The sequence below is a fragment of the Corynebacterium urinipleomorphum genome, from assembly GCF_900155535.1.
In the GTDB taxonomy this organism is placed as follows: domain Bacteria; phylum Actinomycetota; class Actinomycetes; order Mycobacteriales; family Mycobacteriaceae; genus Corynebacterium; species Corynebacterium urinipleomorphum.
In genome coordinates, this window is the sequence record NZ_LT706965.1 from 1 (window position 1) to 25,147 (window position 25,147).

21 protein-coding genes, 1 tRNA gene, 1 rRNA gene and 4 pseudogenes are annotated in these 25,147 nt (G+C 61.6%); 18 read left to right on the forward strand and 9 right to left on the reverse strand.

Features of this window, described 5'->3' with window-relative positions; translation table 11 throughout:
• The first annotated feature begins 208 nt into the window (after positions 1–208).
• The 3 genes from rrf (at position 209) to CZ338_RS07130 (ending at position 3,794) form a co-directional block, all read left to right on the forward strand.
• Positions 209–326 (forward strand): 5S ribosomal RNA (rrf, locus tag CZ338_RS07120).
• 127 nt (positions 327–453) lie between these two features.
• The gene (locus tag CZ338_RS07125) at positions 454–1,221 is read left to right on the forward strand and encodes an ABC transporter ATP-binding protein (protein ID WP_087117589.1); all 768 of its coding nucleotides are present in this window, start codon (positions 454–456) and stop codon (positions 1,219–1,221) included.
• A gap of 26 nt (positions 1,222–1,247) precedes the next feature.
• Positions 1,248–3,794: an ABC transporter permease gene (locus tag CZ338_RS07130; protein ID WP_087118175.1), complete on the forward strand. Its 2,547-nt coding sequence runs from the start codon at positions 1,248–1,250 to the stop codon at positions 3,792–3,794.
• Between the two features lie 38 nt (positions 3,795–3,832).
• On the opposite strand, the gene CZ338_RS07135 is transcribed toward CZ338_RS07130, so the two are convergent.
• Together CZ338_RS07135 and CZ338_RS07140 are read right to left on the reverse strand one after the other, a co-directional pair.
• On the reverse strand, positions 3,833–4,276 hold the full coding sequence (locus CZ338_RS07135) for a FluC/FEX family fluoride channel (RefSeq protein ID WP_235839495.1): 444 nt from the start codon (positions 4,274–4,276) through the stop codon (positions 3,833–3,835).
• Positions 4,273–4,635: a CrcB family protein gene (locus CZ338_RS07140; RefSeq protein WP_087117590.1), complete on the reverse strand. Its 363-nt coding sequence runs from the start codon at positions 4,633–4,635 to the stop codon at positions 4,273–4,275. Before CZ338_RS07140 ends, CZ338_RS07135 begins: the two co-directional genes overlap by 4 nt.
• A 118-nt stretch (positions 4,636–4,753) precedes the next feature.
• On the opposite strand from CZ338_RS07140, the gene pgm reads away from it, so the two are divergent.
• The 4 genes from pgm to CZ338_RS07160 all read left to right on the forward strand — a co-directional run bounded on the left by pgm (position 4,754) and on the right by CZ338_RS07160 (position 8,030).
• Positions 4,754–6,412: a phosphoglucomutase (alpha-D-glucose-1,6-bisphosphate-dependent) gene (gene pgm, locus CZ338_RS07145; protein WP_087117591.1), complete on the forward strand. Its 1,659-nt coding sequence runs from the start codon at positions 4,754–4,756 to the stop codon at positions 6,410–6,412.
• Positions 6,413–6,595: 183 nt separating this feature from the next.
• The gene (locus CZ338_RS07150; RefSeq protein WP_268875435.1) at positions 6,596–7,027 is read left to right on the forward strand and encodes a DoxX family protein; all 432 of its coding nucleotides are present in this window, start codon (positions 6,596–6,598) and stop codon (positions 7,025–7,027) included.
• Positions 7,028–7,081: 54 nt separating this feature from the next.
• Positions 7,082–7,846 (forward strand): DsbA family protein, encoded by a 765-nt coding sequence (locus CZ338_RS07155; protein WP_087117592.1) that lies wholly within the window; start codon positions 7,082–7,084, stop codon positions 7,844–7,846.
• A 111-nt stretch (positions 7,847–7,957) separates the two neighbouring features.
• Positions 7,958–8,030 (forward strand) — tRNA-Ala (locus CZ338_RS07160).
• A 69-nt stretch (positions 8,031–8,099) separates the two neighbouring features.
• Here CZ338_RS07160 and CZ338_RS07165 read toward each other — a convergent pair.
• Positions 8,100–8,750: a hypothetical protein gene (locus CZ338_RS07165; protein WP_143341281.1), complete on the reverse strand. Its 651-nt coding sequence runs from the start codon at positions 8,748–8,750 to the stop codon at positions 8,100–8,102.
• Positions 8,751–8,826: 76 nt separating this feature from the next.
• Here CZ338_RS07165 and CZ338_RS07170 point away from each other — a divergent pair, with 76 nt between their 5' ends.
• Positions 8,827–9,309, forward strand: a complete 483-nt coding sequence (locus CZ338_RS07170; protein WP_087118178.1) for a methylated-DNA--[protein]-cysteine S-methyltransferase — start codon at positions 8,827–8,829, stop codon at positions 9,307–9,309.
• A complete protein-coding gene (locus CZ338_RS07175; protein WP_087117594.1) occupies positions 9,302–10,081 on the forward strand; it encodes a fructosamine kinase family protein in 780 nt (259 codons plus the stop codon). The genes CZ338_RS07170 and CZ338_RS07175 overlap by 8 nt, the downstream gene beginning before the upstream one ends.
• 10 nt (positions 10,082–10,091) lie before the next feature.
• Here CZ338_RS07175 and nadE read toward each other — a convergent pair whose 3' ends face one another.
• Positions 10,092–10,976 carry an ammonia-dependent NAD(+) synthetase gene (gene nadE, locus CZ338_RS07180; RefSeq protein ID WP_087117595.1) on the reverse strand — a complete coding sequence of 295 codons (885 nt, stop codon included), beginning with the start codon at positions 10,974–10,976 and terminating at the stop codon, positions 10,092–10,094.
• Between the two features lie 217 nt (positions 10,977–11,193).
• On the opposite strand from nadE, the gene ykgO reads away from it, so the two are divergent.
• Positions 11,194–11,316: a type B 50S ribosomal protein L36 gene (gene ykgO, locus CZ338_RS07185; protein ID WP_003852698.1), complete on the forward strand. Its 123-nt coding sequence runs from the start codon at positions 11,194–11,196 to the stop codon at positions 11,314–11,316.
• Positions 11,317–11,468: 152 nt separating this feature from the next.
• Here ykgO and CZ338_RS07190 read toward each other — a convergent pair.
• From CZ338_RS07190 to CZ338_RS07205, 4 genes and pseudogenes are all read right to left on the reverse strand, one after another.
• Positions 11,469–11,714, reverse strand: a pseudogene (locus CZ338_RS07190) (IS1249 family transposase); the annotation flags it as partial.
• 16 nt (positions 11,715–11,730) lie between these two features.
• Positions 11,731–12,520: pseudogene (locus CZ338_RS07195) on the reverse strand (IS256 family transposase); the annotation flags it as partial.
• Positions 12,521–12,643: 123 nt separating this feature from the next.
• A pseudogene (locus CZ338_RS07200) lies at positions 12,644–13,525 on the reverse strand (IS256 family transposase); the annotation flags it as partial.
• Positions 13,526–13,752: 227 nt separating this feature from the next.
• On the reverse strand, positions 13,753–14,064 hold the full coding sequence (locus CZ338_RS07205) for a transposase family protein (protein WP_087117596.1): 312 nt from the start codon (positions 14,062–14,064) through the stop codon (positions 13,753–13,755).
• Positions 14,065–14,296: 232 nt separating this feature from the next.
• Between CZ338_RS07205 and CZ338_RS07210 the strand changes: the two genes are divergently transcribed.
• The gene (locus CZ338_RS07210) at positions 14,297–14,695 is read left to right on the forward strand and encodes an SHOCT domain-containing protein (RefSeq protein ID WP_087117597.1); all 399 of its coding nucleotides are present in this window, start codon (positions 14,297–14,299) and stop codon (positions 14,693–14,695) included.
• Positions 14,696–14,844: 149 nt separating this feature from the next.
• On the opposite strand, the pseudogene CZ338_RS07215 reads toward CZ338_RS07210, so the two are convergent.
• Positions 14,845–16,194, reverse strand: a pseudogene (locus tag CZ338_RS07215) (IS256 family transposase).
• A gap of 602 nt (positions 16,195–16,796) precedes the next feature.
• Here CZ338_RS07215 and nrdH point away from each other — a divergent pair.
• From nrdH to CZ338_RS07250, 7 genes are all read left to right on the forward strand, one after another.
• Positions 16,797–17,030 carry a glutaredoxin-like protein NrdH gene (gene nrdH, locus CZ338_RS07220; protein ID WP_087117598.1) on the forward strand — a complete coding sequence of 78 codons (234 nt, stop codon included), beginning with the start codon at positions 16,797–16,799 and terminating at the stop codon, positions 17,028–17,030.
• Between the two features lie 105 nt (positions 17,031–17,135).
• Positions 17,136–17,660: a class Ib ribonucleoside-diphosphate reductase assembly flavoprotein NrdI gene (gene nrdI / locus CZ338_RS07225; protein WP_087117599.1), complete on the forward strand. Its 525-nt coding sequence runs from the start codon at positions 17,136–17,138 to the stop codon at positions 17,658–17,660.
• Positions 17,661–17,704: 44 nt separating this feature from the next.
• Entirely contained in the window at positions 17,705–19,867 is a 2,163-nt protein-coding gene (nrdE, locus tag CZ338_RS07230; protein ID WP_087117600.1) for a class 1b ribonucleoside-diphosphate reductase subunit alpha, read from the forward strand.
• A gap of 53 nt (positions 19,868–19,920) precedes the next feature.
• Complete coding sequence (nrdF, locus tag CZ338_RS07235; protein WP_087117601.1) at positions 19,921–20,925, forward strand: class 1b ribonucleoside-diphosphate reductase subunit beta; 1,005 nt, start codon at positions 19,921–19,923, stop codon at positions 20,923–20,925.
• A gap of 267 nt (positions 20,926–21,192) precedes the next feature.
• The gene (gene ctaD / locus CZ338_RS07240; RefSeq protein ID WP_087117602.1) at positions 21,193–23,043 is read left to right on the forward strand and encodes an aa3-type cytochrome oxidase subunit I; all 1,851 of its coding nucleotides are present in this window, start codon (positions 21,193–21,195) and stop codon (positions 23,041–23,043) included.
• 103 nt (positions 23,044–23,146) lie between these two features.
• A complete protein-coding gene (gene serB / locus CZ338_RS07245) occupies positions 23,147–24,397 on the forward strand; it encodes a phosphoserine phosphatase SerB (RefSeq protein ID WP_087117603.1) in 1,251 nt (416 codons plus the stop codon).
• A complete protein-coding gene (locus CZ338_RS07250) occupies positions 24,397–25,134 on the forward strand; it encodes a peptidyl-tRNA hydrolase (protein WP_087117604.1) in 738 nt (245 codons plus the stop codon). Before serB ends, CZ338_RS07250 begins: the two co-directional genes overlap by 1 nt.
• The last annotated feature ends 13 nt before the right edge of the window (positions 25,135–25,147 follow it).

Here is a 25,147-nt window from a genome sequence, read left to right on the forward strand (position 1 = left end):
ATACACCAACCAACAAACCACAACAATTGTTCAACCCCGACACGGGCGAAAACACGCAAAAAACGCAGACAAAATGACCTGCCGCGTCCACTATGCAGTATCTGACACACCACACACCCCTAACGTGTGGCCACACAGAACAGATAACTCAATAACCCGCACACACCAACTAGTGTGATGCGACCATGACACAAACCCCCAAAGGTGTGTCGGTGGTTGATAGCGGTGGGGAAACGCCCGGACCCATTCCGAACCCGGAAGCTAAGCCCACCCGCGCTGATGGTACTGCACCCGGGAGGGTGTGGGAGAGTAAGTTACCGCCGACCAAAAACTTGAATAACAAAAAGAAGGACCCCCGAGGACGAAGACGTTCCTCGTGGGTCCTTCTTTCGTTTGTCCAGGTTCCGTAGAGTAGGTCAGGTTGAACAAGCGCGAAACGGAGGGAACGGGCTGATGGGTAGGCATAGTTTTGGGGCGGGAGGCGTCGATAAGCTCGTTGCTCCTGCTGCTCGTGCCGTTAACGTAGTGAAGTCTTATGGCTCTGGCGAGACAAAGGTCACCGCTCTGGATGGAGTTAGCTACGATTTTCCGCGCAATGAATTCACGGCGATTATGGGTCCGAGCGGATCCGGTAAATCGACATTGATGCACACTATGGCCGGCTTGGACTCTTTCGATGCGGGTTCTGTGCACATCGGGGACACTGATCTGGCCGGTTTGTCGGAGAAGGAGCTCACACACCTGCGGCGTGACCGGCTCGGCTTCATCTTCCAGTCATTCAATCTCGTTCCGACGTTGACGGCTGCGGAGAATATCACGCTTCCAGCGAATATTGCCGGTAGGGACGTAGACGAGGAATGGTACGAAGAGATCACGGAACGCCTTGGTCTTGCGAAGCGTTTGAATCACCGGCCGAGTGAACTATCGGGAGGCCAGCAGCAACGCGTGGCGTGTGCCCGTGCGTTGGTGAGCCGACCGGAAATCATTTTCGGGGACGAGCCGACGGGCAATCTGGATTCGAATTCCTCACGCGAGGTACTTGAGATCCTGCGCATGGCAGTGGACAGGGACGATCAGACGGTTGTGATTGTCACGCACGATGCTCGTGCGGCATCATATGCGGATCGTGTGGTGTTCTTAGCAGACGGCAATATCGTCGATGAACTTCTCAACCCGACGATAGAGAGAGTTCTTGCAACGATGAACGGGATTGAGGGCTGATGGGCAGTGGTCTCGGTCCCGGCGCGATGACGAAAGTTTCGTTGCGCAACCTCGGTGCCCACAAATTGCGTCTAGCTCTGACGGTATTGGCCGTCATTCTCGGGACGGCTTTCATTTCTGGTTCCTTGATGTTCACGAACATGCTGGAACGGACCTTTGATTCGGCGGTGGCGAGTAGGTACGACGACATCGATGTCGTAGTTCGCGCAGAGGAAGGTAGGCCGCCAGTTCCTGCGGGCATGCGCGACGAGCTCGCCGCAGATCCGAAGGTGGGCCGGGTGAATATTGACGGCTCGGAGGCCGTCGTCATTGCTGATGCAGATGCGAATGCGATCCAGACAGGTGCTGGCGAATCCCGCGTGGGTCTTTTCTACCCCGACGATGCGATCGTGGGCGAGCCTTTCGTTATCGAAGAGGGGGCGGGGCCGACTGCACGAGGGGAGGCGCTGCTCAACTCGGCCGCGGCGGAGCGGTACGGGATCGCGGTGGGCGACAAGATCATCGTTGCCGACGCGGAGGACCGCCACACGATGACGGTCACTGGGCTCTACGTCGACGAGCTCGATCAAGGGTCATCATTGATGCTCAAGATCCCGGAGAGCGCTTTCCTCGAGTTCTATACGAATGGTCGCTCTGTTCCAGGCCTGGCCCTCGCAGCGGCGGATGGCACGACGGGCGCTCAGCTAGCGGATTACATCGCTGAAAAGCACAGTGGCCTTGAAATCAAAGAGGGCCCGGTGCTTGCCGACGACATCTCCCAGCAAATCCGGGACGGCTTAAGCTTCATCAGTTATTTCCTCATCGCCTTCGGCCTGGTGGGTCTGTTGGTGGGCACGTTCTTGATCGCCAATACGTTCTCCATGATCGTGGCGCAGCGGACGAGGGAGTTTGCGCTGTTGCGGGCGCTGGGGGCGTCGAAAAGCCAGATCACCCGGTCGGTCGTGGTGGAGGCGTTGTTGGTGGGGTTGCTTGGCTCGGTTTTGGGTGTGGCGGCCGGCGCAGGAATGGTGGCGCTCATCCGTGTGGTGATGAATGCGCAGGGCATGGGTCTGCCCGGCTCTGGTTGGGGCCTGTCGGTGAGCGCTGTCGCAGTGCCGGTGGTCGTTGGCACGGTGGTGACTGTCCTCTCAGCATGGGCGCCGGCCCGGCGGGCGGGACGAGTGCAACCGGTGGAGGCGATGCGGTCGAGCGAGTCGGCCACACCACAGCCGCTCGCTGCCCGGACGACCGCGGGTGCGGTGTTGCTCGCAGCGGGAGCTGGGCTTCTAGCAGTGGGGGTGATGTGGGACGACACCTCCACGGGGCGGCGGGCGGCGCTGGTCGGCGCGGCCGCAGTCTGCATCATTGTGGGGCTCTTCCTCGCTGGCCCGGCACTGTCGCTTCCGGTCGTTCCCGTGCTCGGCCGGGTGATCGGTGCGCCGTTCGGGGCGGTCGGGTCTCTGGCGGCCACGAACTCGAAGCGGAATCCGCGGCGCTCGTCGGCGACGGCGTTCGCGCTCATGCTCGGTGTCGCACTTGTCACGGTCATCGGCATGCTGGGCGCCACGATGGAACGCTCGGTCGACGACGTTCTTGAGAACGAAGTCGACGCCGACATGGTGCTCTACGGCCCGCAGCTGGGCACGTTCCCTATCCCCAACGATCTGCCGGAACGCGCGGCGCAGGTCGACGGGGCGGGGGAAGTGGTCAGCTACACGCAGGCGCGCCTAACGGTGAACGGGGAGTTCGGTAACCAGTTCGGCCCCGTTGGCGCCACCGACGTGATCTCTGGGGACCCGGGCAAGCTGATCACCCTCACCATGACAGAAGGCACGTCATCGCTTATCGACGGCGGCGTTCTCCTCCCCGCCTCCCTCGCCTCCGAGAAAGGTGTGGCTGTCGGGGACACGGTGTCGATCGCAGCGCCCAGTCAGGAAGGTGCACCTGAAGTGGAAACGGAAGTCACCGGCCTGTTCGAGGACTCCAACATTTTGTCGTCCTGGGTGGTGTCCCAGAAGACTGCCGAGGAGCTCATGCCGCCGGAGAATTTCAACGTGCTCATGGTGGGCTTGAACAGCGACGGATCGGTCAGTGCGGACGAGCTGAGGGCGAACCTCGAGGAGGCGGTGCACGACGACATCGTGGTGCAGGTCCGCTCGCCGGAGGATGTCGGGGGAGAAGCGCAGCAGCTGATCAACCAGATGCTGTACATCCTGTATGCGCTGCTGTCCCTGGCGGTAATGATCGCGATCCTGGGCATTGTGAACACGTTGACACTGTCGGTGATCGAGCGCCGCCAGGAGATCGGCATGCTGCGCGCGGTGGGCACCCAGCGCGGCCAGGTGCGCACGATGATCATCTTGGAGTCGGTGCAGATCGCGGTCTTCGGCGCGATCCTCGGTGTGATCACCGGTTCACTGCTGGGCTGGGCGTTTCTGACTGTCTTGGCGGACCAAGGACTGGAGAATATCGCCTACCCATGGACGATGATTGCGGCGATGCTGGCGGGCTCTGTGCTCGTCGGCGTGGTGGCAGCGTTATGGCCGGCGCAACGGGCGGCGAAGACTCCGCCGTTGGACGCCATCGCGGATTAGACCAGCGGCACCGGTGCGTCTGGGCTTAACAGGTGGAATCAAAACGGTGGGATGACGCGTAACCCATATCTGAGTCCGAACCAGGCAGATGCGACACCGAGGGTGCAGGTGAGCAGCGTGTAGCGGGTGAGGGGCCACCACTTTTTCTGGGCAACCATCAACCCCATTTCCTTCGCCATTGTTGACAGCGTGGACACTGCACCGCCGAATCCGGCGCCGAGGAATGCGGGCCACATCACGGGCATGGCGGCAGAGAAACCCAAGACGGCGGAGCCGACCATGTTCGCCGCGAATGTGCCCACGGTGCCGGGGAGGACCACGCTCAGCGCCCAGCGAGACAGCCCGCCCAGGAAAGCGCCGAATCCGACGAGGACGAAGAGCATGAAGATGGTGCGTGCGCCTTCACCGGTGCTCAGAGCTTCGAGCAAGTGGGAGCCGACGACACCGTCGGGTCCTTGGTATTGCGGAGTGCGGGGGTTCACGGGGTCACCTCCTGGGGGCGGTCACGGTGGCGTCGAAAAGCGTTGCCCAGCTCCCACGCCGCGAGCCCGACGACCATGGTGCCGGCCATGTAGACAAGCGCGACGAATGCGCTGGACTGCATGGCCAAGAAAGACACTGCGGAGAACGTGGTGAAGCCGCCGATCATGCCGCGGCCGAAGAACGGGCCCGGGTCGAACCGTCCCATGAGGAAGCAGCCGATGAAGTTGATCACGAACACGACGATGATCTCGGCGGGCGGCTCGGGTGCCATCAGCGGGGTGAAGGCGAAGCGGGCGAGGGCACCGAATGATGCTCCGAAACCGATCGCCAGACCTTCCTTTAGTGCTGTGTCGAACACATTTCAACGGTAGCGCACGCCCGTCAGCGGGATGGATTGGGCGGGTGCGTGGCGGGGGCGGGCAAACCGGGGGAAAATGGGAGACACGAGGACCCGCAATGACGAACAAGGAGCAACCATGGCCCACGAGAGAGCCGGCAAACCAGCACTTCCTTCAGACTTGATCGACATCGCCGAGGTGGTCACCGCGTACTACACGCGTGATATTGACGCCGCCGATCCGGACCAGCAGGTAGCCTTCGGCACCTCGGGTCACCGCGGTTCGAGCCTGGACAACGCGTTCAACCAGCAACACATCTGGGCGACCACGCAGGCGATCGTGGACTACCGCCGCGAAAACAACATTGGCGGGCCCGTCTACATCGGCCGGGACACCCACGCGCTCAGCGAGCCGGCGATGGTCTCCGCGCTCGAGGTGCTCATCGCCAACGGTATCGAGGTGCTTGTGGACGCCGCTGGGCGCTACACCCCCACCCCCGCCGTGTCGCACGCGATTCTGGCCCACAACGCGAAGCTCCCCGGCGGCGTGACCGGAACGGATCCGAAGCGCGCCGACGGCATCGTGATCACCCCTTCCCACAACCCGCCGCGCGACGGCGGCTTCAAGTACAACCCGCCGTCGGGCGGTCCTGCGGACACGGACGCGACGGACTGGATTGCACAGCGCGCCAATGCCTACCTGGCGGACGGCTTGGACGGCGTGAACCGCACTTTGGTGAGCGGCGTGCTGGACGAGCGCACAACCAAGCACCCGTTCATGGACAACTATGTGGCGGATCTTCCGAATGTGGTGGACCTCGACGCGATCCGCGGCTCCGGGCTGCGCATCGGCGCGGACCCGATGGGCGGCGCAAGCGTGGACTACTGGGGAGCCATCGCCGAGGCCCACAACCTCAACCTGACCGTGGTCAACCCTGAAGTGGACGCGACGTGGCGGTTCATGACGTTGGACACCGACGGAAAAATCCGCATGGACTGCTCCTCGCCGAATTCCATGGCCAGCTTGGTGGCTAACCGCGACAAATACGACATTGCGACGGGCAATGACGCGGACGCGGACCGCCACGGCATTGTCACCCCGGATGCCGGCCTCATGAACCCGAACCACTACCTCGCCGTGGCCATCGAGTACCTGTTCGCGCACCGCGATGGCTGGGGTGCCGACACCGCGGTGGGCAAGACGCTGGTGTCCTCGTCGATGATCGACCGCGTCGTGGCGTCGCTCGGCCGGAAGCTCGTCGAAGTTCCCGTCGGCTTCAAATGGTTTGTGCCGGGGCTTATCGACGGCACCGTCGGTTTCGGCGGCGAAGAGTCCGCCGGCGCATCCTTCCTGCGCAAAGACGGATCTGTGTGGTCGACGGACAAGGACGGCCTGATCATGGACCTGCTCGCTTCGGAGATCACGGCGGTGACGGGCAAGACGCCGTCGCAGCGCTACGCGGAGCTGGAAGCCGAGTTCGGTGCGCCGGTCTACGCCCGCACCGATGCCGAAGCGAACCGTGAGCAGAAAGCCACCCTGAAGAAGCTGTCTCCGGACCAGGTTGAGGCCACCACTCTCGCCGGCGACGAGATCACTGCGAAGCTCACCGAGTCTCCCGGCAACGGTGCCGCGATCGGCGGGCTCAAGGTCACCACCGACAACGCCTGGTTCGCCGCCCGGCCCTCCGGCACCGAAGACAAGTACAAGATCTACGCGGAATCCTTCAAGGGCGAAGAGCACCTGGAGCAGGTGCAGCAGGAAGCGCAGGATGTCGTCCGGGCAGTGCTCGGGGAGTAAGATCCGCGCAGTTTGGTGACACAAACCTCATTGCGGTGATCTTCCGCCGTGTCTCCCGCATGGGCTAAGGTCATTGAGGTGACAACTAAGCAGGACGTGCAGGTGGCTGAGACCGACGTGCCGGAGTTCCCCGAAGCGGGGCAGTCGGAGGCGGAGGCGGGGGAGACGTCGAGAAGCGAATTTGTGCTCGACGCTCTTTCCGCCCTTGCCCGGTTCGGGCTCGCGGTGATGTGGATTTACTCGGGCTCGACGAAGCTGGGCAACCACATGACGGTGACGCAGAGCATCGAGGCGTACGAGATTTTCACCCCGTACTGGTCCAACCTGCTCGCCAACATCATCGGCCCAGCGGAAATTGCCGGTGGGCTGATCCTGCTGTTGGGCATCAAGATTCGCCCGGCGGGGTGGGTGTCTTTCGGTGTCCTCATCCTGTTCGTCATTGGCCTGGCATCGGCATACAACCGGGGTCTGCAGATTGATTGCGGGTGCTTCGGCCCGAACTCGAAGGGCTCCAGCGACGATCTTCTCGTGGCCATCGTCCGCGACATCGGCCTGATCGCCGTCACGCTGTTCATGATCTACCGGCCGTTCAAGAAATTCGCGCTGTACCCCTAGACTTTTCTAGGAAATAGCTCGCGACACATATCGACAACACAGAAGGTGATGGATATGGCTTCTTCTAAGCCGAAAACGACGAAGGGCTCCACGAAGGTGGCCAACCCGAATTCCACCGGCGGCAAAGGCTTCCTGTGGGCGATTCTCGCGCTGGTTCTCATCGGTGCGCTGGTGATCGGCCTGATCGTGTACAACGGTCGCGGTGCGCAGGCTGACCGGGTTGCGGAAAATGTGGAGAAGGTCGACGGCGTGAACATGGAGTTCGTCGACAACGCCATCACGCTGTCCGGAGACAGCGCCGACGGTGCGAAGGAAGCGGCGATCTATGAAGACTTCTCCTGCCACTACTGCGCCGAGCTCGCTGAGAAGACCGACTCCGAAATGCTGGAGAAGATCAAGGCTGGCGAGCTCACAGTGAAGCTCCACCCGATGGTGTTCCTAGACGGCACCGGCGAGCAGTACAACCCGGGCCACTCCACGCACGCTCTCGCCGCCGTGCTCGCGCTCGCCGAGAAGGGCGACACCGAGGCAATGTGGAACCTGCGCAAGGCCCTCCTCGAGCAGCAGCAGAGCCTGTACGGCAACGCCGACGCGAACAAGCTCGCGGACATGGCCAGGGACTTCGGCGCATCCAAGGACGCGGTCGACGCCATCCGCAACGGCGAGTACGAGGACAAGGCCAAGGAGGTTGGCGAGGCGAACGAGGAATTCCTCGTCGAGCAGACCGGCGAGCTTTCCTCCCCGCGCGTGCTTGTCGACGGCAAGGATGTCGAATCCAACCCCCTCGAGAACTGGATCGACGACCTTCTGGCTAGCTAACGTTGCTGGCTGCGGGCGATTTGGGTCTCGCCCGCACGCCGGTGTATATTTATCAAAGTCGCTCGGCGGGCCGCACTGCTTCAACGCAGAGTCCGGATCCGCCGAAGCTACGGGGCTATGGCGCAGCTGGTAGCGCACCACACTGGCAGTGTGGGGGTCACGGGTTCGAATCCCGTTAGCTCCACTATGAACAAAGCCCAGCCATCCGGCTGGGCTTTCGCGTTTCTGCAGGGTGCTTGGCTAGGAAGGTCAGCTAGCGCGCAGCTTGGCGCTGACCGTCGAAATAGGCATTGCCGTCGGGTCCGGTGTAACAGGCGCTGGATTCCACCGGCCATGAAGCGCGGGCTTGCTCGCAGGTGAATTCGCTGCCGTACGGGCCGATCGTCGCCCACTCCATCGCCGGCGCCTGTTGCTGGGCAGGTGCTTGCTGTTGTGCCGGGGCCTGTTGTTGCTGCTGTGCGGGCTCGGGTTCCTGTACGTCGCGCTGACGTTCCTGGCGTTGCGCTTCGCGCTGCAGGGAAGCATCGCGCCGGCGCTCTGATTCGGCGCGTTCAGCTTCAGCGGACCGGGAGGCCTCCGCCGCTGCACGGCTCGACGAGGCGGCAGCTGCGGAGGATGATGCGGCGGCGCTGCTTGACGACGCCGCAGCTTCCTCCCGGTCGAGCCTCTTGCGTGCCGCATTGAGCTCTTCCTGGTCGATGATTCCGTCGCCGTTCAGATCGTCGATGGATTCCAGCTTGTAACTGAGGTCCCGCATGTCGGATTCGCATGCGGGGTCGCCGTCGCAGACGGCGGCGTCGATAGGCGGGTTGGTCCCGGATATCACGTCGGGTTCGGAGTTTCCGCAGGCCACGAGGGCCATTGCCGTCAGGGCTAACGAGAAGCTGATCATTGCCTTACGCACAGCTGGGAGTTTACTAGGCGCGAAGCTCTGACGAGGGACAATGAGTGTCCTGGGAGGCTTCAGTACTGTGGGGTGCATGGACGAGCTGCGGTTTCATGAAATAGATTCCCCGGTCGGCCGCATTGGTCTGGTCGTGTCGTCCGCTGGGGTAGCGAGGGTCCTGTTCGAGTCCGACGGCATTGAACAGGAGCGCGAGCGCATCGGGGCTGAAGCAGTCATTCCGCTCGCTGCGCATCAGCTCACCGAGTATTTCGAGGGGCGCCGCCGCGAGTTCACGGTGCCGTTGGACTACCGGTTTGCCCGGGGCCCGTTCCGGGCAGAGGTGCTCCGCGAACTCGCCCGCGTTCCTTACGGCCACACCACGACCTACGGCGAACTGGCGGCTCGGGCCGGTAACCCGAAAGCCGTGCGGGCTGTCGGTGGTGCGTGTGCTCATAATCCTTTGCCGTTGCTGGTGCCCTGCCACCGGGTGGTACGTGCGGATGGCGGGCTCGGAGGGTATCGCGGTGGTTCGGAGATGAAGCGTTTCCTGCTGGAGCTAGAAGGTATCGATGTCTGAATCAAACGTTTTTGTGAAGCAGGGCAGTGCGCCTGGTGCAGCCGCGGCGGAAGCCGCGTATTTGCGGTGGCTGCGTGAAGGTTCGAATGCCGTGGTGGAGGTGCTGGACCTCGACGACGAAGCCAACACTGTCACTATCGAGCGCGTCGATAGTGCCCGGCCTACCGCAGATGCCGCGCGCCAGGCCGGTCGAGAGCTCGCAGCTATCCACACGATGGGTGCGGACGCGTTCGGTGCGCCCGCCGACGGCTGGGACGGCCCCAACTTCATCGGCCGGGCGCAACAGGAGTGCACGCCCACGAAACGGTGGGCGGAGTTCTACACCCGGCAACGTGTGCTGGCGTTCGCGGAGAAAGCCCACCGGAGGGGCAACCTGGATGAGGCCGGGTTGGACGTGGTCAAACGTGCATGCGACGCGCTGCTCCAGGAAGACGAGGACGCGCCGCTTGCGCGCATCCATGGCGACTTGTGGGCGGGAAACTTACTGTTCTCCTCCTCAGGTCCGCGTTTCATTGACCCGGCCGCGCACGGTGGTCACCCGCTGACGGACATAGCGATGCTCGAGCTTTTCGGGGCACCGCACGTGAGCGCGCTTATCGACGGCTACTTTGCCGCCGGTGGTTCCCTGGGCAACGCGTCCGGCGGGGATTGGGAGAGGCGTATTCCGGTCCACCAGCTTCACCCGCTCGCCGTCCACGCCTACACGCACGGCCCCAGCTACGGATCTGCGCTGGTGCGCGCGGCGGAGGAGACACTGCGCGTCGTCGATTAGCGGCGGAGTTTTAGAGCCACCAGGTTTCGGCCGGGCCGGGCGGAAGATTACGCTTGTGCTGGCCTTTCGCCCAGAGCTGTTCGAGGCGTTGGGAGGAGGAGGCGCTGATGAGCTTGCCCTCCAAGTAATCGTCGATCTCGGCGTAGGTGATGCCGAGAGCCTCCTCGTCGGGAAGTGCCGGGCGGTCCTCCTCGAGGTCTGCAGTGGGCACTTTTTCATAGAGACGTGTGTTCGCCTCTAGGTGGGCGAGCAGTTGTGCGCCCTGGCGCTTGTTCAACCCCGCGAGTGGGACGAGGTCCGCGGCGCCGTCGCCGAATTTGGTGAAGAATCCGGTGAGGTTCTCCGCGGCGTGATCCGTGCCAACGACCAGAAGGCCGAGCTCGCCAGCGATTGCGTACTGGGCGGTCATGCGCAGGCGGGCTTTGACGTTGCCCTTGTTGAAGTCGCCGAGCTTCTCACGGTCGATACTGCCGGCTACTTTAGCTGCGAGCGCGGTCGTCGCCGGTTCGATGTCGACCGTGACGCGCTGGTCCGGCGCAATGAAGTCGAGCGCGAGCTGCGCGTCATCCTCGTCCGCCTGGACGCCGTGGGGGAGTCGGACCGCGACGAAGGTGGCATCGCGTCCCTGTTCGCGGGTCTTCTCCACAGCGAGCTGAGCGAGCTTGCCCGCGAGTGTGGAGTCCTGGCCGCCCGAAATGCCCAGTACGTATCCTTTAGCGCCGGTCTTTTCCAAATAGTCGACGAGGAAGTCCACGCGCCGGGCGATCTCCCCAGCCGGAGCGATGACGGGTTTCACGCCGAGCGTAGAGACGATCTCCTGCTGGGTTGCGCCGATCGCGTCGTGCGATGGATTCTCGGGCAGGTTGCCTGAAGCGGTGTCGGACTGGTGTGGCATGCCCGCTATCGTAGCGCGGAAGCACCGCTCCGAGTCCGGTCTTCAGTCGAGTCGTTTTGGTGCTGCGGGGCCGGTCAGGTAGCATTGACTCCCGTTGAACGGCAGCGCCGACTCACGGTGCGCCGAGGAAAGAGACGAATAACCGCCGCCACCTGCTCGTATTTAGGTGGAGTCGGGGTGGTTGTTCGGAACATGAACGAGTAGAAAGGAGCGCCCGATGAAGGTCCGTAAGTCCCTTCGGTCGCTGAAGAACAAGCCGGGCGCTCAGGTTGTCCGCCGCCGCGGCAAGGTGTACGTGATCAACAAGAAGGACCCGCGTTTCAAGGCTCGCCAGGGCTAACCGCAGATCCGTTCGCGCTCCCACTGCACAGAGCAATGTGCTCGCAGTGGGGGCGTTTTTCTTGTCTCCGGGGTTGTCCGTCTGCGGGGGATTCGGGTTAAGTAGCAAAATGTGTGTCCGCTCGGCGTGTCGTGGGGCGGGCACACCGTTTGTTATTTCATGGGGCCTTTTCTGATTCCTATCGAGTGTTCGTATTCGGTTGGGATAGCGTTGTCGTAGAAGGCTGGTCGTCCTGTTTCCTGGTCGGCTTTGTTGTGGTCTTCTTCGGCAAGATCGTTGACTTTGACGAGTTGATCTTGGCCAAAATCGCACTGCCTGGCGATGTCTAGTGGGTCGTCAGGCAGTTGCTTTTTGGTGTGGAGGTACCACTCGAGCATTTTCCGTTGACGTTCTCCGGACCCGCACCTTTTCGTAGAGGTTTTTGGCGAAGTGGGTGCGACAGCGCTGCCACGACGCATCAGGCAGCACTTCAGAAATGGCGTGCTGGATGCCCTCATGAGCATCACTGGTGATAAGGAAGACCCCGCAAAGCCCGCGGGCCTTGAGGTCTTGGAAGAAGCCCTTCCACGACGCGTTGGATTCCGCAGTGGCTACGTGCATGCCGAGCATTTCCCGGTAGCCGTCGGCGTTGACCCCGGTAGCTAGCAGCACGCAGCATTTGACCACACGTCCGCCTTCACGCACTTTGATCGTGAGTGCGTCACACGACAGGTAGGCGTACCCGCCGGGGTCGAGTGGGCGGTTTTTGAAGTCTGCGACCATCTCGTCAAGTTCTTCCGACATCCGCGAGACTTGCGATTTTGACAGGTTAGAAATCCCAAGGGTTGCCACCAGATCGTTCATTCGGCGGGTGGAGACCCCTTTGAGGTAGCACGTCGCGATCACGGTCGACAGCGCGCGTTCTGCTCGTGAGCGGCGCTCTAGTAGCCAGTCGGGGAAGAACGCGTGCGTGGCGCAGTTTCGGCACTGCCACGTCGATCGTGCCGACACGGGTGTCGAGGTCGCGGTGGCGGTACCCGTTGCGGTGGTTGACCCGCTCGGTGGAAGCAACGCCGTATTCGGCGCCGCAGACGGTGTCGGCCTGGGCGGAGAGGATCTGGTTGATAAACCCTTGCAGCATCTGCCGCATCAGGTCAGGGGAGGCTTGGGCGAGCAGATCATCCAAGTAGGTTGCAGGGTCGATAGAATGCGGTGCAGCGGTCATCGTCATGTGCCTTTCGGTGAGATGTGGTAGTTGAGTCGAAAGGTTACTGGCGGTGGCCGCCCCACTATTTTCAAGGGCCCACCATCAGCAAGCGTTACACCACACTAAGGGACGCAACCCCTGATACGACACCCACCGGTTCGTAGCCCGAATCAGGTGCACAATGCAGGTCTGCACCATGGAATTCGGCCAGGTTGCCTCCACGGCTTCCGGCAAGCCTTTGAGCCCGTCGCAGCACACAATGAACACGTCCTGGACACCGCGGTTGGCCAGATCCGCGCACACCGATGCCCAGAATGCAGCGCCTTCATTGTCGGCGATCCACAATCCCAGGATGTGCTTGATGCCGTCCATGTCGACACCAACCGCCATATAGCAGGCTTTGTTGACCACGCGGTGGCCGTCACGGATTTTCACGCGTAGCGCGTCGAGGAAGATCACCGGGTAAAACTCGTCGAGCTGGCGGTTTTGTCAGATCATGACCTCGTCTAACACCGCATCGGTAATGGTGCTGATCGTATCCGGGCTCATATCCACCCCAAGGGTGGTCGCGAGGTGATGCTGGATATCGCGCACTGTCATCCCGCCGGCGTAGAGCGAGACGATCATGTCGTCGAGTTCTGTGAGCCGGCGTGCGCCCTTGGGTACCATCCGGGGAGTAAACGTGCCGGCACGATCCCTGGGCACGGTCACTTCCACCGCGCCGTAGCCAGAATTGACGGTCTTGGTGTACGACCCGTTGCGGTGATTGCTCTCCTGCGCGGTTTCCACCTGGGCTTTGGCCTTGCGGTCGGAATGGCTATAGCCCAAATGCGCATCCATCTCTGCCTTAAGACCAGCGTTGATCGATGCCTGCAACAAGCCTTTGACCAGCTCGCTGGCATCATCAGCAGTGGTCGACAGCTCGCTGATCAGGCTGGCGAGCTCAGGATTTTCCATCAGCTTCTCGCTGATCTCGTTGACCCTCGCCGGGTCATGGTTTTTCTTCGGTGACACCGTAGTCATTATCGGTGAAACTCCTTCTAGATCAGAGCCTCACACACAAACTTCCTGACACCCTTCAGGAATGACAGGCGAGGAGCAATCCGCGGGGACGGATAAGGCCACAGCGCGTTCAAATGTCTCACATGAGTGCAACGGTGAGGGGTGTAGAGAACGCACGGTGGGCGGTTGCGAATAAGTGACCACGCTGGCAGCCAAGAGGTACGAGCGATGAAAGATCAGCTCGAGCATTAGCGAACGTACTGACGTCGCTTTATTAGGTGTACTGACCGGGTACGTTGCGGGCACGCCGGTTCGGCGCACCGCCACAGCCGCTTGCGCCACACCAGCAGCACCGGCCGCCCCGCCGAGGGGATGTCACGCACCAGATGCTCACGCCGGCGGTGGGCCACCGCGACCACCCCGCACCGCGGGCACCCGGTCACCGACTCGGAGGTCTCCACCAACAGCTCCAGCTCACCGCCGTACTCACCGACGGCAAGCACCACCAACCCCGAGATGCCGAGCATCGCAGCGGGCAGGACGGTAGCCTCAACACTCACCTGGGACTCCTCTCGATCCGTTGCTTGGTCGCTACGAATCGTGGAGTCCCAGGCCCGTCTTCACCAGCCCAACCCGGTCAGCGCGTCGCAACCCGGCTACCACGCTTGGTGAGGAAGAGCTGCTAACGTGGTTCGGCGACGGCCCGGGCACGTCCTTGTTCCTAACCGTCGTGCGCTGGGGTCCGCGTGGACCGCTCGGCCAGCGTCCATCCAGTCAGGAGGCAGTCAGCAGATGTTCAACGACAACGGCTCATTCCTACTCGCCATGTTCGAGTTCTTCATCTTCTTCGCATGGTTCATGTCCCTATGGTGGATCTTCGGAGATCTCTTCCGCAGCAAGGACCTCGGCGGCTTCGCGAAGGCGCTGTGGGTGGTGTTCATCGTCGCGCTGCCGTTCATCGGAATGCTCGCGTACCTGCTTGTTCGAGGTCGGGGGATGACCGACCGCGCGGTCGAGGCGCGCCAGGAGCTCCAGCAGCGGCAGGATGAGTACATCAAGTCCGTCGCCGGCGGCTCCGCCGGATCGAGCCCGACCGATGAGATCGCCTCGGCGAAGGCCCTTCTCGACTCGGGAGCGATTACCCAGCAGGAGTTCGACCAGATCAAGGCAAGGGCGCTCTCCTCGGTCTGACCCTGGTCCGCTCCCTCGCCAGCCGCAGCGTCGCGGTCCGAGGGCGGCCATCCGGCGCGGCCTAGGTATTCGCCAAGTGTGCGGCTTGCGCGCGCGAGCAGGCGCATACCGGGCAGAGGGTGTCCGATTGTTTGTGTGCGGGGGGTGGTTTACAAGTAGTCCGCGAATCGGTCGGGGTATGCCACGGCTAGTTGGTTGATGGCTTGTTTCCACCCGTTGGCTTTCGCTCCTTCAATATAGCCGTTGCATTCAATGTCCCGTTTTGCTTTCTTCGCTCGCTGGGCGGCGCGCTTGTCTTCGATGTTGCAGATCATCAACCACAGCGTCTTCAACGCCGCGGTGTCATTCGGGAACTGGCCCCGGTTACGGGTGGCCTTGCGCATTTCAGCGTTGAGCGACTCGATCGAGTTCGTGGTGTAGAGCACCCGGCGTGCCGCTGGCGGGAACTGCAGAAACGGCACGAACCGCTCCCACGCGTCGCGCCAAACTTTGACCGACTGCGGGTATTTACGGCCTAGTTCGCTGGTCTCGAACGCATCCAAGCTGGCGCGTGCGGTGTCCTCGTTTGCGGCCGTGTAGACCTCACGCAGCGCCCGGGAGACACCTTTGCGGTCCTGATACGACACCCACCGGTTCGTAGCCCGAATCAGGTGCACAATGCAGGTCTGCACCATGGAATTCGGCCAGGTTGCCTCCACGGCTTCCGGCAAGCCTTTGAGCCCGTCGCAGCACACAATGAACACGTCCTGGACACCGCGGTTGGCCAGATCCGCGCACACCGATGCCCAGAATGCAGCGCCTTCATTGTCGGCGATCCACAATCCCAGGATGTGCTTGATGCCGTCCATGTCGACACCAACCGCCATATAGCAGGCTTTGTTGACCACGCGGTGGCCGTCACGGATTTTCACGCGTAGCGCGTCGAGGAAGATCACCGGGTAAAACTCGTCGAGCTGGCGGTTTTGTCAGATCATGACCTCGTCTAACACCGCATCGGTAATGGTGCTGATCGTATCCGGGCTCATATCCACCCCAAGGGTGGTCGCGAGGTGATGCTGGATATCGCGCACTGTCATCCCGCCGGCGTAGAGCGAGACGATCATGTCGTCGAGTTCTGTGAGCCGGCGTGCGCCCTTGGGTACCATCCGGGGAGTAAACGTGCCGGCACGATCCCTGGGCACGGTCACTTCCACCGCGCCGTAGCCAGAATTGACGGTCTTGGTGTACGACCCGTTGCGGTGATTGCTCTCCTGCGCGGTTTCCACCTGGGCTTTGGCCTTGCGGTCGGAATGGCTATAGCCCAAATGCGCATCCATCTCTGCCTTAAGACCAGCGTTGATCGATGCCTGCAACAAGCCTTTGACCAGCTCGCTGGCATCATCAGCAGTGGTCGACAGCTCGCTGATCAGGCTGGCGAGCTCAGGATTTTCCATCAGCTTCTCGCTGATCTCGTTGACCCTCGCCGGGTCATGGTTTTTCTTCGGTGACACCGTAGTCATTATCGGTGAAACTCCTTCTAGATCAGAGCCTCACACACAAACTTCCTGACACCCTCTACTGGGCATCGTGGTCTGTTTTTACTCACCCGGAAAGCACACCAACCCCCGATTAGCACATGCGAGTGCCATTCCGGTGGATTGAACACAAATCGGGCGGATATAAGGTCTTGCTGCTTATATCCGTCCGATTTACCTAGACTGATCAGCAAGAACGCCGAAACTCAGACACACATTTTGCTACTTAACCCGGGGATTCAGTGCACTCGTGCCGGCTGGGTATTCGGTGCTATTCGAAAGAAAATCCCACGGATGTGACCCGGTTTTCGCCTGCGGTTGCGAGCAATGAAACTACATGTAGGTTATTTTGTTCCCCTATCCTGCGAATACCATACGTGTAACTACTATATGTAGTATCAGTTGCCATAATCTGGCACAACGTATAGTGTCTCAAGGTGTTCGCCCCCACGGGGTGCGGGCGCGGCGCATCGCTCGATGCCGCACCACTCTTACGTTGATTCGAGCGCTAGCGGCGCCCCTGGGGCCGCCAGGTAAGTCTCACTAGCCCCCGAACATCCTCTGAGAAGAAAAGAGCCTTGAGAACAATGTCGATCACCCTTTACACCAAGCCGGCTTGCGTCCAGTGCAATGCGACCAAGAAGGCGCTTGACCGCGCAGGTCTGCAGTACACTACGGTGGACATCTCCATGGATGATTCCGCCCGCGATTATGTTATGGCGCTGGGTTACCTGCAGGCTCCGGTTGTGGAGGTTGACGGGGAGCACTGGTCCGGCTTCCGCCCGGACCGCATCCGCACCCTCGCCGAGGGCGCCGCGTAACCGCCCCGCACGAAGCTTAAAGCCGTCACGTTGTTGGCGGCTTAACGTTTTGCAGCAGCAGTCGCAGTAGCCGTTCACGTTCAGTCTCGAGGTTAGCAATCCGCCATGTTGGTCGTGTATTTCTCTTCCGCGACGGGCAACACGCACCGTTTTGTGAAAAAGCTCGGTCTCCCCAGTGAGCGGATTCCGCTCCGCCGCGGTGATGAACCGCTGAAGGTGGATGAGCCGTACGTGCTGGTCTGCCCAACGTACGGTGGCGGGGTATCCCTGAACCACGAGAATTCCCGTCCAGTTCCGGTGCAGGTCATCCGGTTCCTGAACGATAAGGAGAACCGAGATCTGCTCCGTGGAGTGATCGCGGCGGGCAACTCGAATTTCGGCCCCGACTTCTGCAAGGCGGGCAACGTGATCGCCACCAAGACAGGCGCGCCGTACCTGTACCGCTTCGAGTTGATGGGCTCGGAGGAGGACGTGGAGAAAGTGCGCGAGAACTTGGTGGGGAACGTCGATAAGCTCGGCCTCAAACCGCTGTCCGCGCGCGAGCGTGAGGTGCTTGATGCTCGTCGCGCGGAGACGGCGGAGAACGCGCAGCGGCTGGCTCGGCTCCGTGAGCGGTACCAAACTGTTTAGCCCCGATTTATTACAAACACTGCTTGAGAAAGGCCCGATGAACCGTGTCTGACACCCTGGGTAAGACTGTCGCAGAGCCGGTCGACCAGTCCGAACAGCTCGACTTTCACGCGCTGAACGCACTGCTGAATCTGTACGACGAGAATGGCCAGATTCAGTTCGACAAAGACCGCGAGGCGGCCAACCAGTACTTCTTGCAGCACGTCAACCAGAACACGGTCTACTTCCACGACTTGGAAGAGAAGATCGATTACCTGGTGAAGAATAAGTACTACGAGCCGGAGACGATTGAGAAGTACGAGTGGTCTTTTATTAAGGACACGTTCAAGCGCGCGTACTCCTACAAGTTCCGCTTCAAGTCATTCTTGGGTGCGTACAAGTACTACACGTCGTACACGCTGAAGACGTTTGACGGACGCCGCTACCTTGAGCGGTTCGAGGACCGCGTGTCCATGACCGCGCTGTTCCTCGCCGACGGCAACGAGGATCTGGCCACCGCGCTGGTCGACGAGATTATGACCGGCAGTTTCCAGCCCGCCACCCCGACGTTCCTCAACGCGGGAAAGGCGCAGCGCGGCGAGCTCGTATCCTGCTTCCTCCTGCGCATCGAGGACAACATGGAGTCCATCGGACGCGCCATCAACTCCTCGCTGCAGCTGTCCAAGCGCGGCGGGGGAGTGGCGCTGCTGCTGTCCAACATCCGCGAGTCAGGCGCGCCGATCAAGCACATTGAGAACCAGTCGTCCGGCGTCATCCCCGTGATGAAGCTGCTGGAGGACTCCTTCTCTTACGCCAACCAGCTCGGTGCCCGCCAGGGTGCAGGCGCGGTGTACCTCAACGCGCACCACCCGGACATCCTGTCCTTCCTGGACACCAAGCGGGAGAACGCGGACGAGAAGATCCGCATCAAGACCCTTTCGCTCGGTGTGGTCATCCCGGACATCACGTTCGAGCTGGCTAAGCGCAACGACGACATGTACCTGTTCTCCCCGTACGACGTGGAGCGCGTTTACGGCGTTCCGTTCGCCGATATTTCGGTCACCGAGAAGTACGAGGAAATGGTCGAGGACCCGCGTATCCGTAAGTCCAAGATCAACGCCCGCCAGTTCTTCCAGACCATTGCCGAGATTCAGTTCGAGTCCGGGTACCCGTACATCATGTTCGAGGACACGGCGAACAAGGCCAATCCGGTGAAGATCGGCCGCGTGAACATGTCGAATTTGTGTTCGGAGATCCTCCAGGTCAACACCCCGTCGGTGCTCAATGACGACTTGACGTACAAGGAGCTGGGCAACGACATTTCCTGCAACCTGGGCTCGCTGAATATCGCGATGTCGATGGACTCGGACGACTTCTCCAAGACAGTCGAGACGGCGATCCGCGGCCTGACCGCTGTGGCGGACAAGACGTCCATTGATTCGGTGCCGTCCGTGCGCGAGGGCAACGACGCCTCCCACGCAATTGGCTTGGGCCAGATGAACTTACACGGCTACCTCGGCCGCGAGCACATTGACTACGGCTCGGAAGAAGGCCTGGACTTCACCAACGCTTACTTCGCCGCGGTGCTCTATGAATGCCTCAAGGCTTCCCACCGGATCGCGGTGGAGAAAGGCGAGGCGTTCGAAGGCTTCGAGCGCTCCGAGTACGCCACCGGCGAATTCTTCGACCGCTACGACCCGCAGGACTTCCAGCCGAAGACAGATAAGGTCAAAGAGCTGTTCGCTCACTCGTCCGCGCAACCGCCGACGGCCGAGCAGTGGGCGCAGCTGAAGGCAGATATCGCGCGCGACGGCATTTACAATCGCTACCTGCAGGCAGTGCCGCCGACCGGTTCGATTTCCTACATCAACAACTCGACGTCTTCGATCCACCCGATCGCCTCCAAGATCGAGATCCGCAAGGAAGGCAAGATCGGCCGCGTCTACTACCCGGCGCCGCACATGGATAACGAGAACATCGATTACTTCAAGGACGCCTACGAGATCGGCTACGAGAAGATCATCGACACCTACGCGGTGGCCACGAAGTACGTCGACCAGGGCCTGTCGCTCACGCTCTTCTTCAAGGACACGGTGACCACGCGCGACCTCAACCGCGCGCAGATCTACGCGTGGCGCAAGGGCATCAAGACCCTGTACTACATCCGCCTGCGCCAGATGGCGCTCGAAGGAACCGAGATCGAGGGCTGCGTGTCCTGCATGCTGTAGGGCACGCTTATCGACGCCTCCTGCCCACACCCTTTTCCCTGCCAACAGATAGGATGATCTGCGTGACTGACGCGCACGACTACGACTCGTACCTGGAATCCCACGACAAGCCCGTGAAGGCGATCAACTGGAACTCCATTCCCGACGAGAAGGACTTGGAAGTCTGGGACCGCCTGACCGGCAACTTCTGGCTGCCGGAGAAGATCCCGGTGTCCAATGACATCCCGAGCTGGCGCACACTCAACGAATACGAGCAGACGGCGACGATGCGCGTGTTCACCGGCCTGACCTTGCTGGACACTGTCCAGGGCACCGTCGGCGCTGTCTCGTTGCTGCCTGACGCGAAGACGCTGCACGAAGAGGCTGTGCTGACCAACATCGCCTTCATGGAGTCCGTGCACGCGAAGAGCTACTCCAACATCTTCATGACGCTGGCGTCCACCCCGCAGATCAACGACGCGTTCCGCTGGTCCGAGGAGAACGAGGCCATGCAGCGCAAGGCGAAGATCATCCTCAGCTACTACCAGGGGGATGACCCGCTGAAGCGGAAGGTCGCGTCCACGCTGCTGGAGTCCTTCCTCTTCTACTCCGGCTTCTACCTGCCCATGTACTGGTCCAGCCACTCGAAGCTGACCAACACCGCGGACATCATTCGCCTGATCATCCGCGATGAGGCTGTGCACGGCTACTACATCGGCTACAAGTACCAGCGTGGTGTGCAGGAGGAGACGCAGCAGCGCCGCGACGAGTTGAAGGAATACACCTTCGACCTGCTCTACGACCTGTACGACAACGAGACCCAGTACACCGAGGACATCTATGATCCGCTGGGCTGGACCGAGGACGTCAAGCGCTTCCTGCGCTACAACGCCAACAAGGCGCTGAACAACCTCGGCTATGAAGGTCTGTTCCCGGCGGACGAGACCCGTGTCTCGCCGGCGATCCTCGCTTCGCTGTCGCCGAACGCCGACGAGAATCACGACTTCTTCTCCGGGTCCGGTTCCTCCTACGTGATCGGCAAGGCGGAGGACACTCAGGACGACGACTGGGATTTCTAGCCCACATCCCCGCCGCCACGGCCCCGCAACTCACACACCGCCCGAGTTGCGGGGCCGTTCTATCCCCAATCCGGGGTCAATCAGGAAAGGCCAATTAGGCAGGTGCCGCGCTCATAATGGGTGTGGCCTGTGATGTCTGGATTTTGGCTGGGGCGGCCGTTAAGATGAAGCGGTACTAGTTGCGCCTACCCGCGTGCCCGCGTGGGGGTGCCCAGGGAAAATCACCCCGGGACGTGGTGTGACTGAGTCTCAATCAGGAGGAATCGAATGACTGCTGTGGCACCACGGCTCGACAACGAGGTCGGTACCGACGTTGTCGCCCCGGTCCGGCCGGAGCCGACCGGTAAGGCGCGTAAAGGCACCCGCCTTTATGATTTGCTGACCACCACAGACCACAAACAGCTGGGCATTTTCTACATCATCATGTCCTTCGTGTGGTTCTTCGTGGGTGGTCTCATGGCACTGCTCATCCGTGCGGAGTTGTTCCACCCGGGTCTGCAGTTCCTGTCCAACGAACAGTTCAACCAGCTGTTCACCCTGCACGGCACGGTGATGCTTTTGGCGTTCGGTACTCCGATCGTCTGGGGCTTCGCTAACTTTGTGCTTCCCCTTCAGATCGGTGCGCCGGATGTCGCGTTCCCGCGTCTGAACTCCTTTGGTTTCTGGATCACCCAGGCCGGTATTTTGGCGATGCTTTCCGGATTCCTCACCCCGGGCGGCGCCGCTGACTTCGGCTGGACCATGTACCTGCCGCTGGCAGATGCCATCCACACCCCGGGTGTGGGCGCTGACCTGTGGATCCTGGGTGTGGGTGCCACCGGTATCGGTACCCTTGCCTCTGCGATCAACATGGTCTCCACCGTCCTGACGCTGCGCGCGCCGGGTATGACCATGTTCCGTCTGCCGGTGTTCACGTGGACGGTGTTCGTCGCGTCGATTCTGGCTCTGATGATCTTCCCGCTGCTTACTGCGGCTGCTCTCGGTGTGCTCTACGACCGCAAGCTCGGCGGACACATCTTCGACCCGGCTAACGGCGGTGCCATCCTGTGGCAGCACCTGTTCTGGTTCTTCGGCCACCCGGAGGTCTACGTTCTCGCGCTGCCGTTCTTCGGCATCATCTCCGAGGTCGTCCCGGTCTTCTCCCGTAAGCCGATCTTCGGCTACATCGGCCTGGTCTTCGCAACCCTCGCCATCGGCGGCCTGTCCATGGCTGTGTGGGCGCACCACATGTACATCACCGGTGCGGTTCTGCTTCCGTTCTTCTCGTTCATGACCTTCCTCATCGCCGTCCCGACCGGTGTGAAGTTCTTCAACTGGGTGGGCACGATGTGGAACGGCCACTTGACGTTCGAGACTCCGATGATCTGGGCGATGGGCTTCCTGTTCACCTTCCTCTTCGGTGGTCTCACCGGCATCATGCTGGCTTCCCCGCCGCTGGACTTCCAGCTGCACGACTCCTACTTCGTCGTCGCGCACTTCCACTACACCCTGTTCGGTACCGTGGTGTTCGCATCCTGCGCCGGCGTGTACTTCTGGTTCCCGAAGATGACGGGCCGCATGCTCGACGAGACTCTGGGCAAGTGGCACTTCTGGCTGACCTTCATCGGCTTCAACCTGACCTTCATGGTCCAGCACTGGCTGGGCAACATGGGTATGCCGCGCCGCTACGCCGACTACCTCGACTCCGACGGCTTCACGCTGCTCAACCAGATCTCCACCATTGGTGCGCTGATCCTGGGTATCGCATTCCTGCCGTTCATCTGGAACGTGTACAAGTCCTGGCGCTACGGCGAGGTCGTCACCGTGGACGACCCGTGGGGTTACGGCAACTCCCTCGAGTGGGCTACCTCCTGCCCGCCTCCGGGACACAACTTCGAGTCCCTGCCGCGCATCCGTTCCGAGCGTCCGGCCTTCGAGCTGCACTACCCGCACATGGTTGAGACCATGCGCCGTGAGGCTCACACCGGCCACCACGATGCCCGCTCCGAGGCGACCACCCCGGGTGAGACCCAGGGTCGTGCCACCCGCACTGAGACTGCACGCCCGGAGACGGTGACCACCGTTCGCCCGGCAGAAGGTCGCGGCCCGGCATCCGGCTCTACCAAGGTTACCGACTAGCCACCGGCTTCGGCGGCCTTTAGAGGCCGCTCCTGATTGACAGCCCCATTCCACGTGAATCGTGGAGTGGGGCTTCTTGCTGTAGTGCGGTAGTTTCGTACCCATGACTTACGCCGTGCGCCTGCAACCTGGTCTCAACTACGCCGTGATCACGCTGACGGGGGCGGACCGCCCGGGAGTGACGGCCGCATTCTTCGCGGTTTTGTCGCAGCACGGCGTGCAACTTCTGGATGTCGAGCAGGCGAATTTCCGCGGACGGCTCGCCCTCGCCGCTTTTGCGGGTGTCAACCCAGTCGCAGTTGAAGCTCTACGCCGCGATCTTGAGGCGGCACCGCAGTTGACAGACCACACGGTGCTGATTGAGACAGATGAGGAATCGCTTGCTCCGCAGCGCAAGCGCTCCACTCACGCGGTAGTAGTGCTGGGGGACCCGGTGACGGCGGAGTCGGTCTCTGAAATCGGCCGCACGCTCGCGGACTTCGGCGCGAACATCGACCGCATCAGGGGCATCTCCGACTATCCGGTGACTGGGCTGGAGTTGTCCATCACCATCCCCGGCCAGGGGGACGAAGTCAGCCACACAGTCCGTAAAGCACTAGCGGAGCTGTCGTCGGGGCTTGGCGTGGATATCGCCATCGAGCGTGCTGGTCTTGCCCGCCGTTCAAAGCGTCTGGTCTGCTTCGACTGCGACTCCACTCTCATCACCGGTGAGGTCATCGAGATGCTCGCGGCCCATGCCGGACGAGAGGAAGAGGTTGCTGCAGTCACTGAACGCGCGATGCGCGGGGAGCTGGATTTCGAGGAGTCCTTGCGCGAGCGCGTGAAAGCGCTGGCAGGCCTGGATGCCTCTGTCATTGATGAGGTAGCGCGTGACATCGAGCTCACCCCAGGTGCCCGGACCACCATCCGCACTTTGAAGCAGATGGGCTACCGGACCGCAGTGGTCTCCGGTGGCTTCATACAGGTGCTTGAACCGATGGCAGAAGACCTTGAGTTGGACTACGTGCGCGCCAATACTCTGGAGATCGTCGACGGGAAGTTGACGGGCGAGGTGATTGGACAGGTCGTCGATAGGCGGGCAAAGGCCGATTTCCTCGCCGAGTTCGCTGCAGACTCAGGGCTTCGCATGTCGCAGACTGTCGCAGTGGGCGACGGCGCGAACGACATCGACATGATCACCAAGGCGGGCCTAGGTATCGCGTTCAACGCGAAGCCGGCGTTGAGGGAGGTGGCGGATACCGCGCTGAACCACCCATTCCTCGACGCGGTTCTGTACATCATGGGTGTGCCGCGCCACGAGATCGACGTGCTCAACGAGGAGCAGGGGATTGACGGAAAGGTCGCTCTGGATTGATGGGGAGCGAACTTATCTGCGCCCACTCGTTCCTCGTCAATAGTCTCTCCGCGCCAGGCCGCGGTGAGGAGGACCCGGACGACCCACAGACCGTTCAAGCAATGCAGATCGCACTGCATGTGCCCAAGATCGATCCGCCCGTGCGCACGGATCTGTTGGCTGCGGCAGCTCGGGCTGTCGTGCAGGTGTGCCTTGACCCGCGTGCTGCAGAATCAGGCTCGTGGCACGATGCGTTGGAGCAGTGGTACGGGCACAGGATCCGCAAAATCGCCCGCCGCGCTCGCGGTGCCGGTTGGGACGGTGTGCAGGCTTTGCCTGGGTGCACGGCAACCGCCGGCACCGCGATGGCGCGCGCTTTCATTCCGTCTGCGGTAGGGGAGGTCCCGCACGCAATCTCGAAGCTGCAAATCCGCGGCACAGACGTGCCTCTCGAAGACGATGCGCCCGGCGACCCTGGGATTCCGCTAATCGCCATCGATACCTCGCTGGACATGACCGCTGGTAAAGCTGCGGCACAGGCGGGGCATGGCTCCATGCTGCTCGCCGCGGCGATGAGCTCTGATGCAGTCGCAGCGTGGGCTGCCGTCGGCTTCCCGCTGCAGGTGAGGGAAGTGCCGCGGAAGCTCTTTGCTGAATTAGCGGCCGAACCCGGGGCGGTAGCGGTACAAGACAGCGGCTTCACTGAGGTCGCTCCTGGGTCGACCACCGTCGTGGCCCTCCCCGGCAGCTATGCCTAGTCCTGTTTCATCG

What these genes read in the sequence shown, in the direction of transcription:
- nrdF (WP_087117601.1), top strand. Translation starts at nt 19,921, where the DNA reads ATGATCTGCGTGACTGACGCGCACGACTACGACTCGTACCTGGAATCC.
- CZ338_RS07125 (WP_087117589.1), top strand. Translation starts at nt 454, where the DNA reads ATGGGTAGGCATAGTTTTGGGGCGGGAGGCGTCGATAAGCTCGTTGCT.
- nrdH (WP_087117598.1), top strand. Translation starts at nt 16,797, where the DNA reads ATGTCGATCACCCTTTACACCAAGCCGGCTTGCGTCCAGTGCAATGCG.
- pgm (WP_087117591.1), top strand. Translation starts at nt 4,754, where the DNA reads ATGGCCCACGAGAGAGCCGGCAAACCAGCACTTCCTTCAGACTTGATC.
- CZ338_RS07130 (WP_087118175.1), top strand. Translation starts at nt 1,248, where the DNA reads ATGACGAAAGTTTCGTTGCGCAACCTCGGTGCCCACAAATTGCGTCTA.
- serB (WP_087117603.1), top strand. Translation starts at nt 23,147, where the DNA reads ATGACTTACGCCGTGCGCCTGCAACCTGGTCTCAACTACGCCGTGATC.
- CZ338_RS07170 (WP_087118178.1), top strand. Translation starts at nt 8,827, where the DNA reads ATGGACGAGCTGCGGTTTCATGAAATAGATTCCCCGGTCGGCCGCATT.
- ykgO (WP_003852698.1), top strand. Translation starts at nt 11,194, where the DNA reads ATGAAGGTCCGTAAGTCCCTTCGGTCGCTGAAGAACAAGCCGGGCGCT.
- CZ338_RS07210 (WP_087117597.1), top strand. Translation starts at nt 14,297, where the DNA reads ATGTTCAACGACAACGGCTCATTCCTACTCGCCATGTTCGAGTTCTTC.
- nadE (WP_087117595.1), bottom strand. Translation starts at nt 10,976, where the DNA reads ATGCCACACCAGTCCGACACCGCTTCAGGCAACCTGCCCGAGAATCCA.
- CZ338_RS07175 (WP_087117594.1), top strand. Translation starts at nt 9,302, where the DNA reads ATGTCTGAATCAAACGTTTTTGTGAAGCAGGGCAGTGCGCCTGGTGCA.
- CZ338_RS07250 (WP_087117604.1), top strand. Translation starts at nt 24,397, where the DNA reads ATGGGGAGCGAACTTATCTGCGCCCACTCGTTCCTCGTCAATAGTCTC.
- ctaD (WP_087117602.1), top strand. Translation starts at nt 21,193, where the DNA reads ATGACTGCTGTGGCACCACGGCTCGACAACGAGGTCGGTACCGACGTT.
- nrdI (WP_087117599.1), top strand. Translation starts at nt 17,136, where the DNA reads ATGTTGGTCGTGTATTTCTCTTCCGCGACGGGCAACACGCACCGTTTT.
- CZ338_RS07155 (WP_087117592.1), top strand. Translation starts at nt 7,082, where the DNA reads ATGGCTTCTTCTAAGCCGAAAACGACGAAGGGCTCCACGAAGGTGGCC.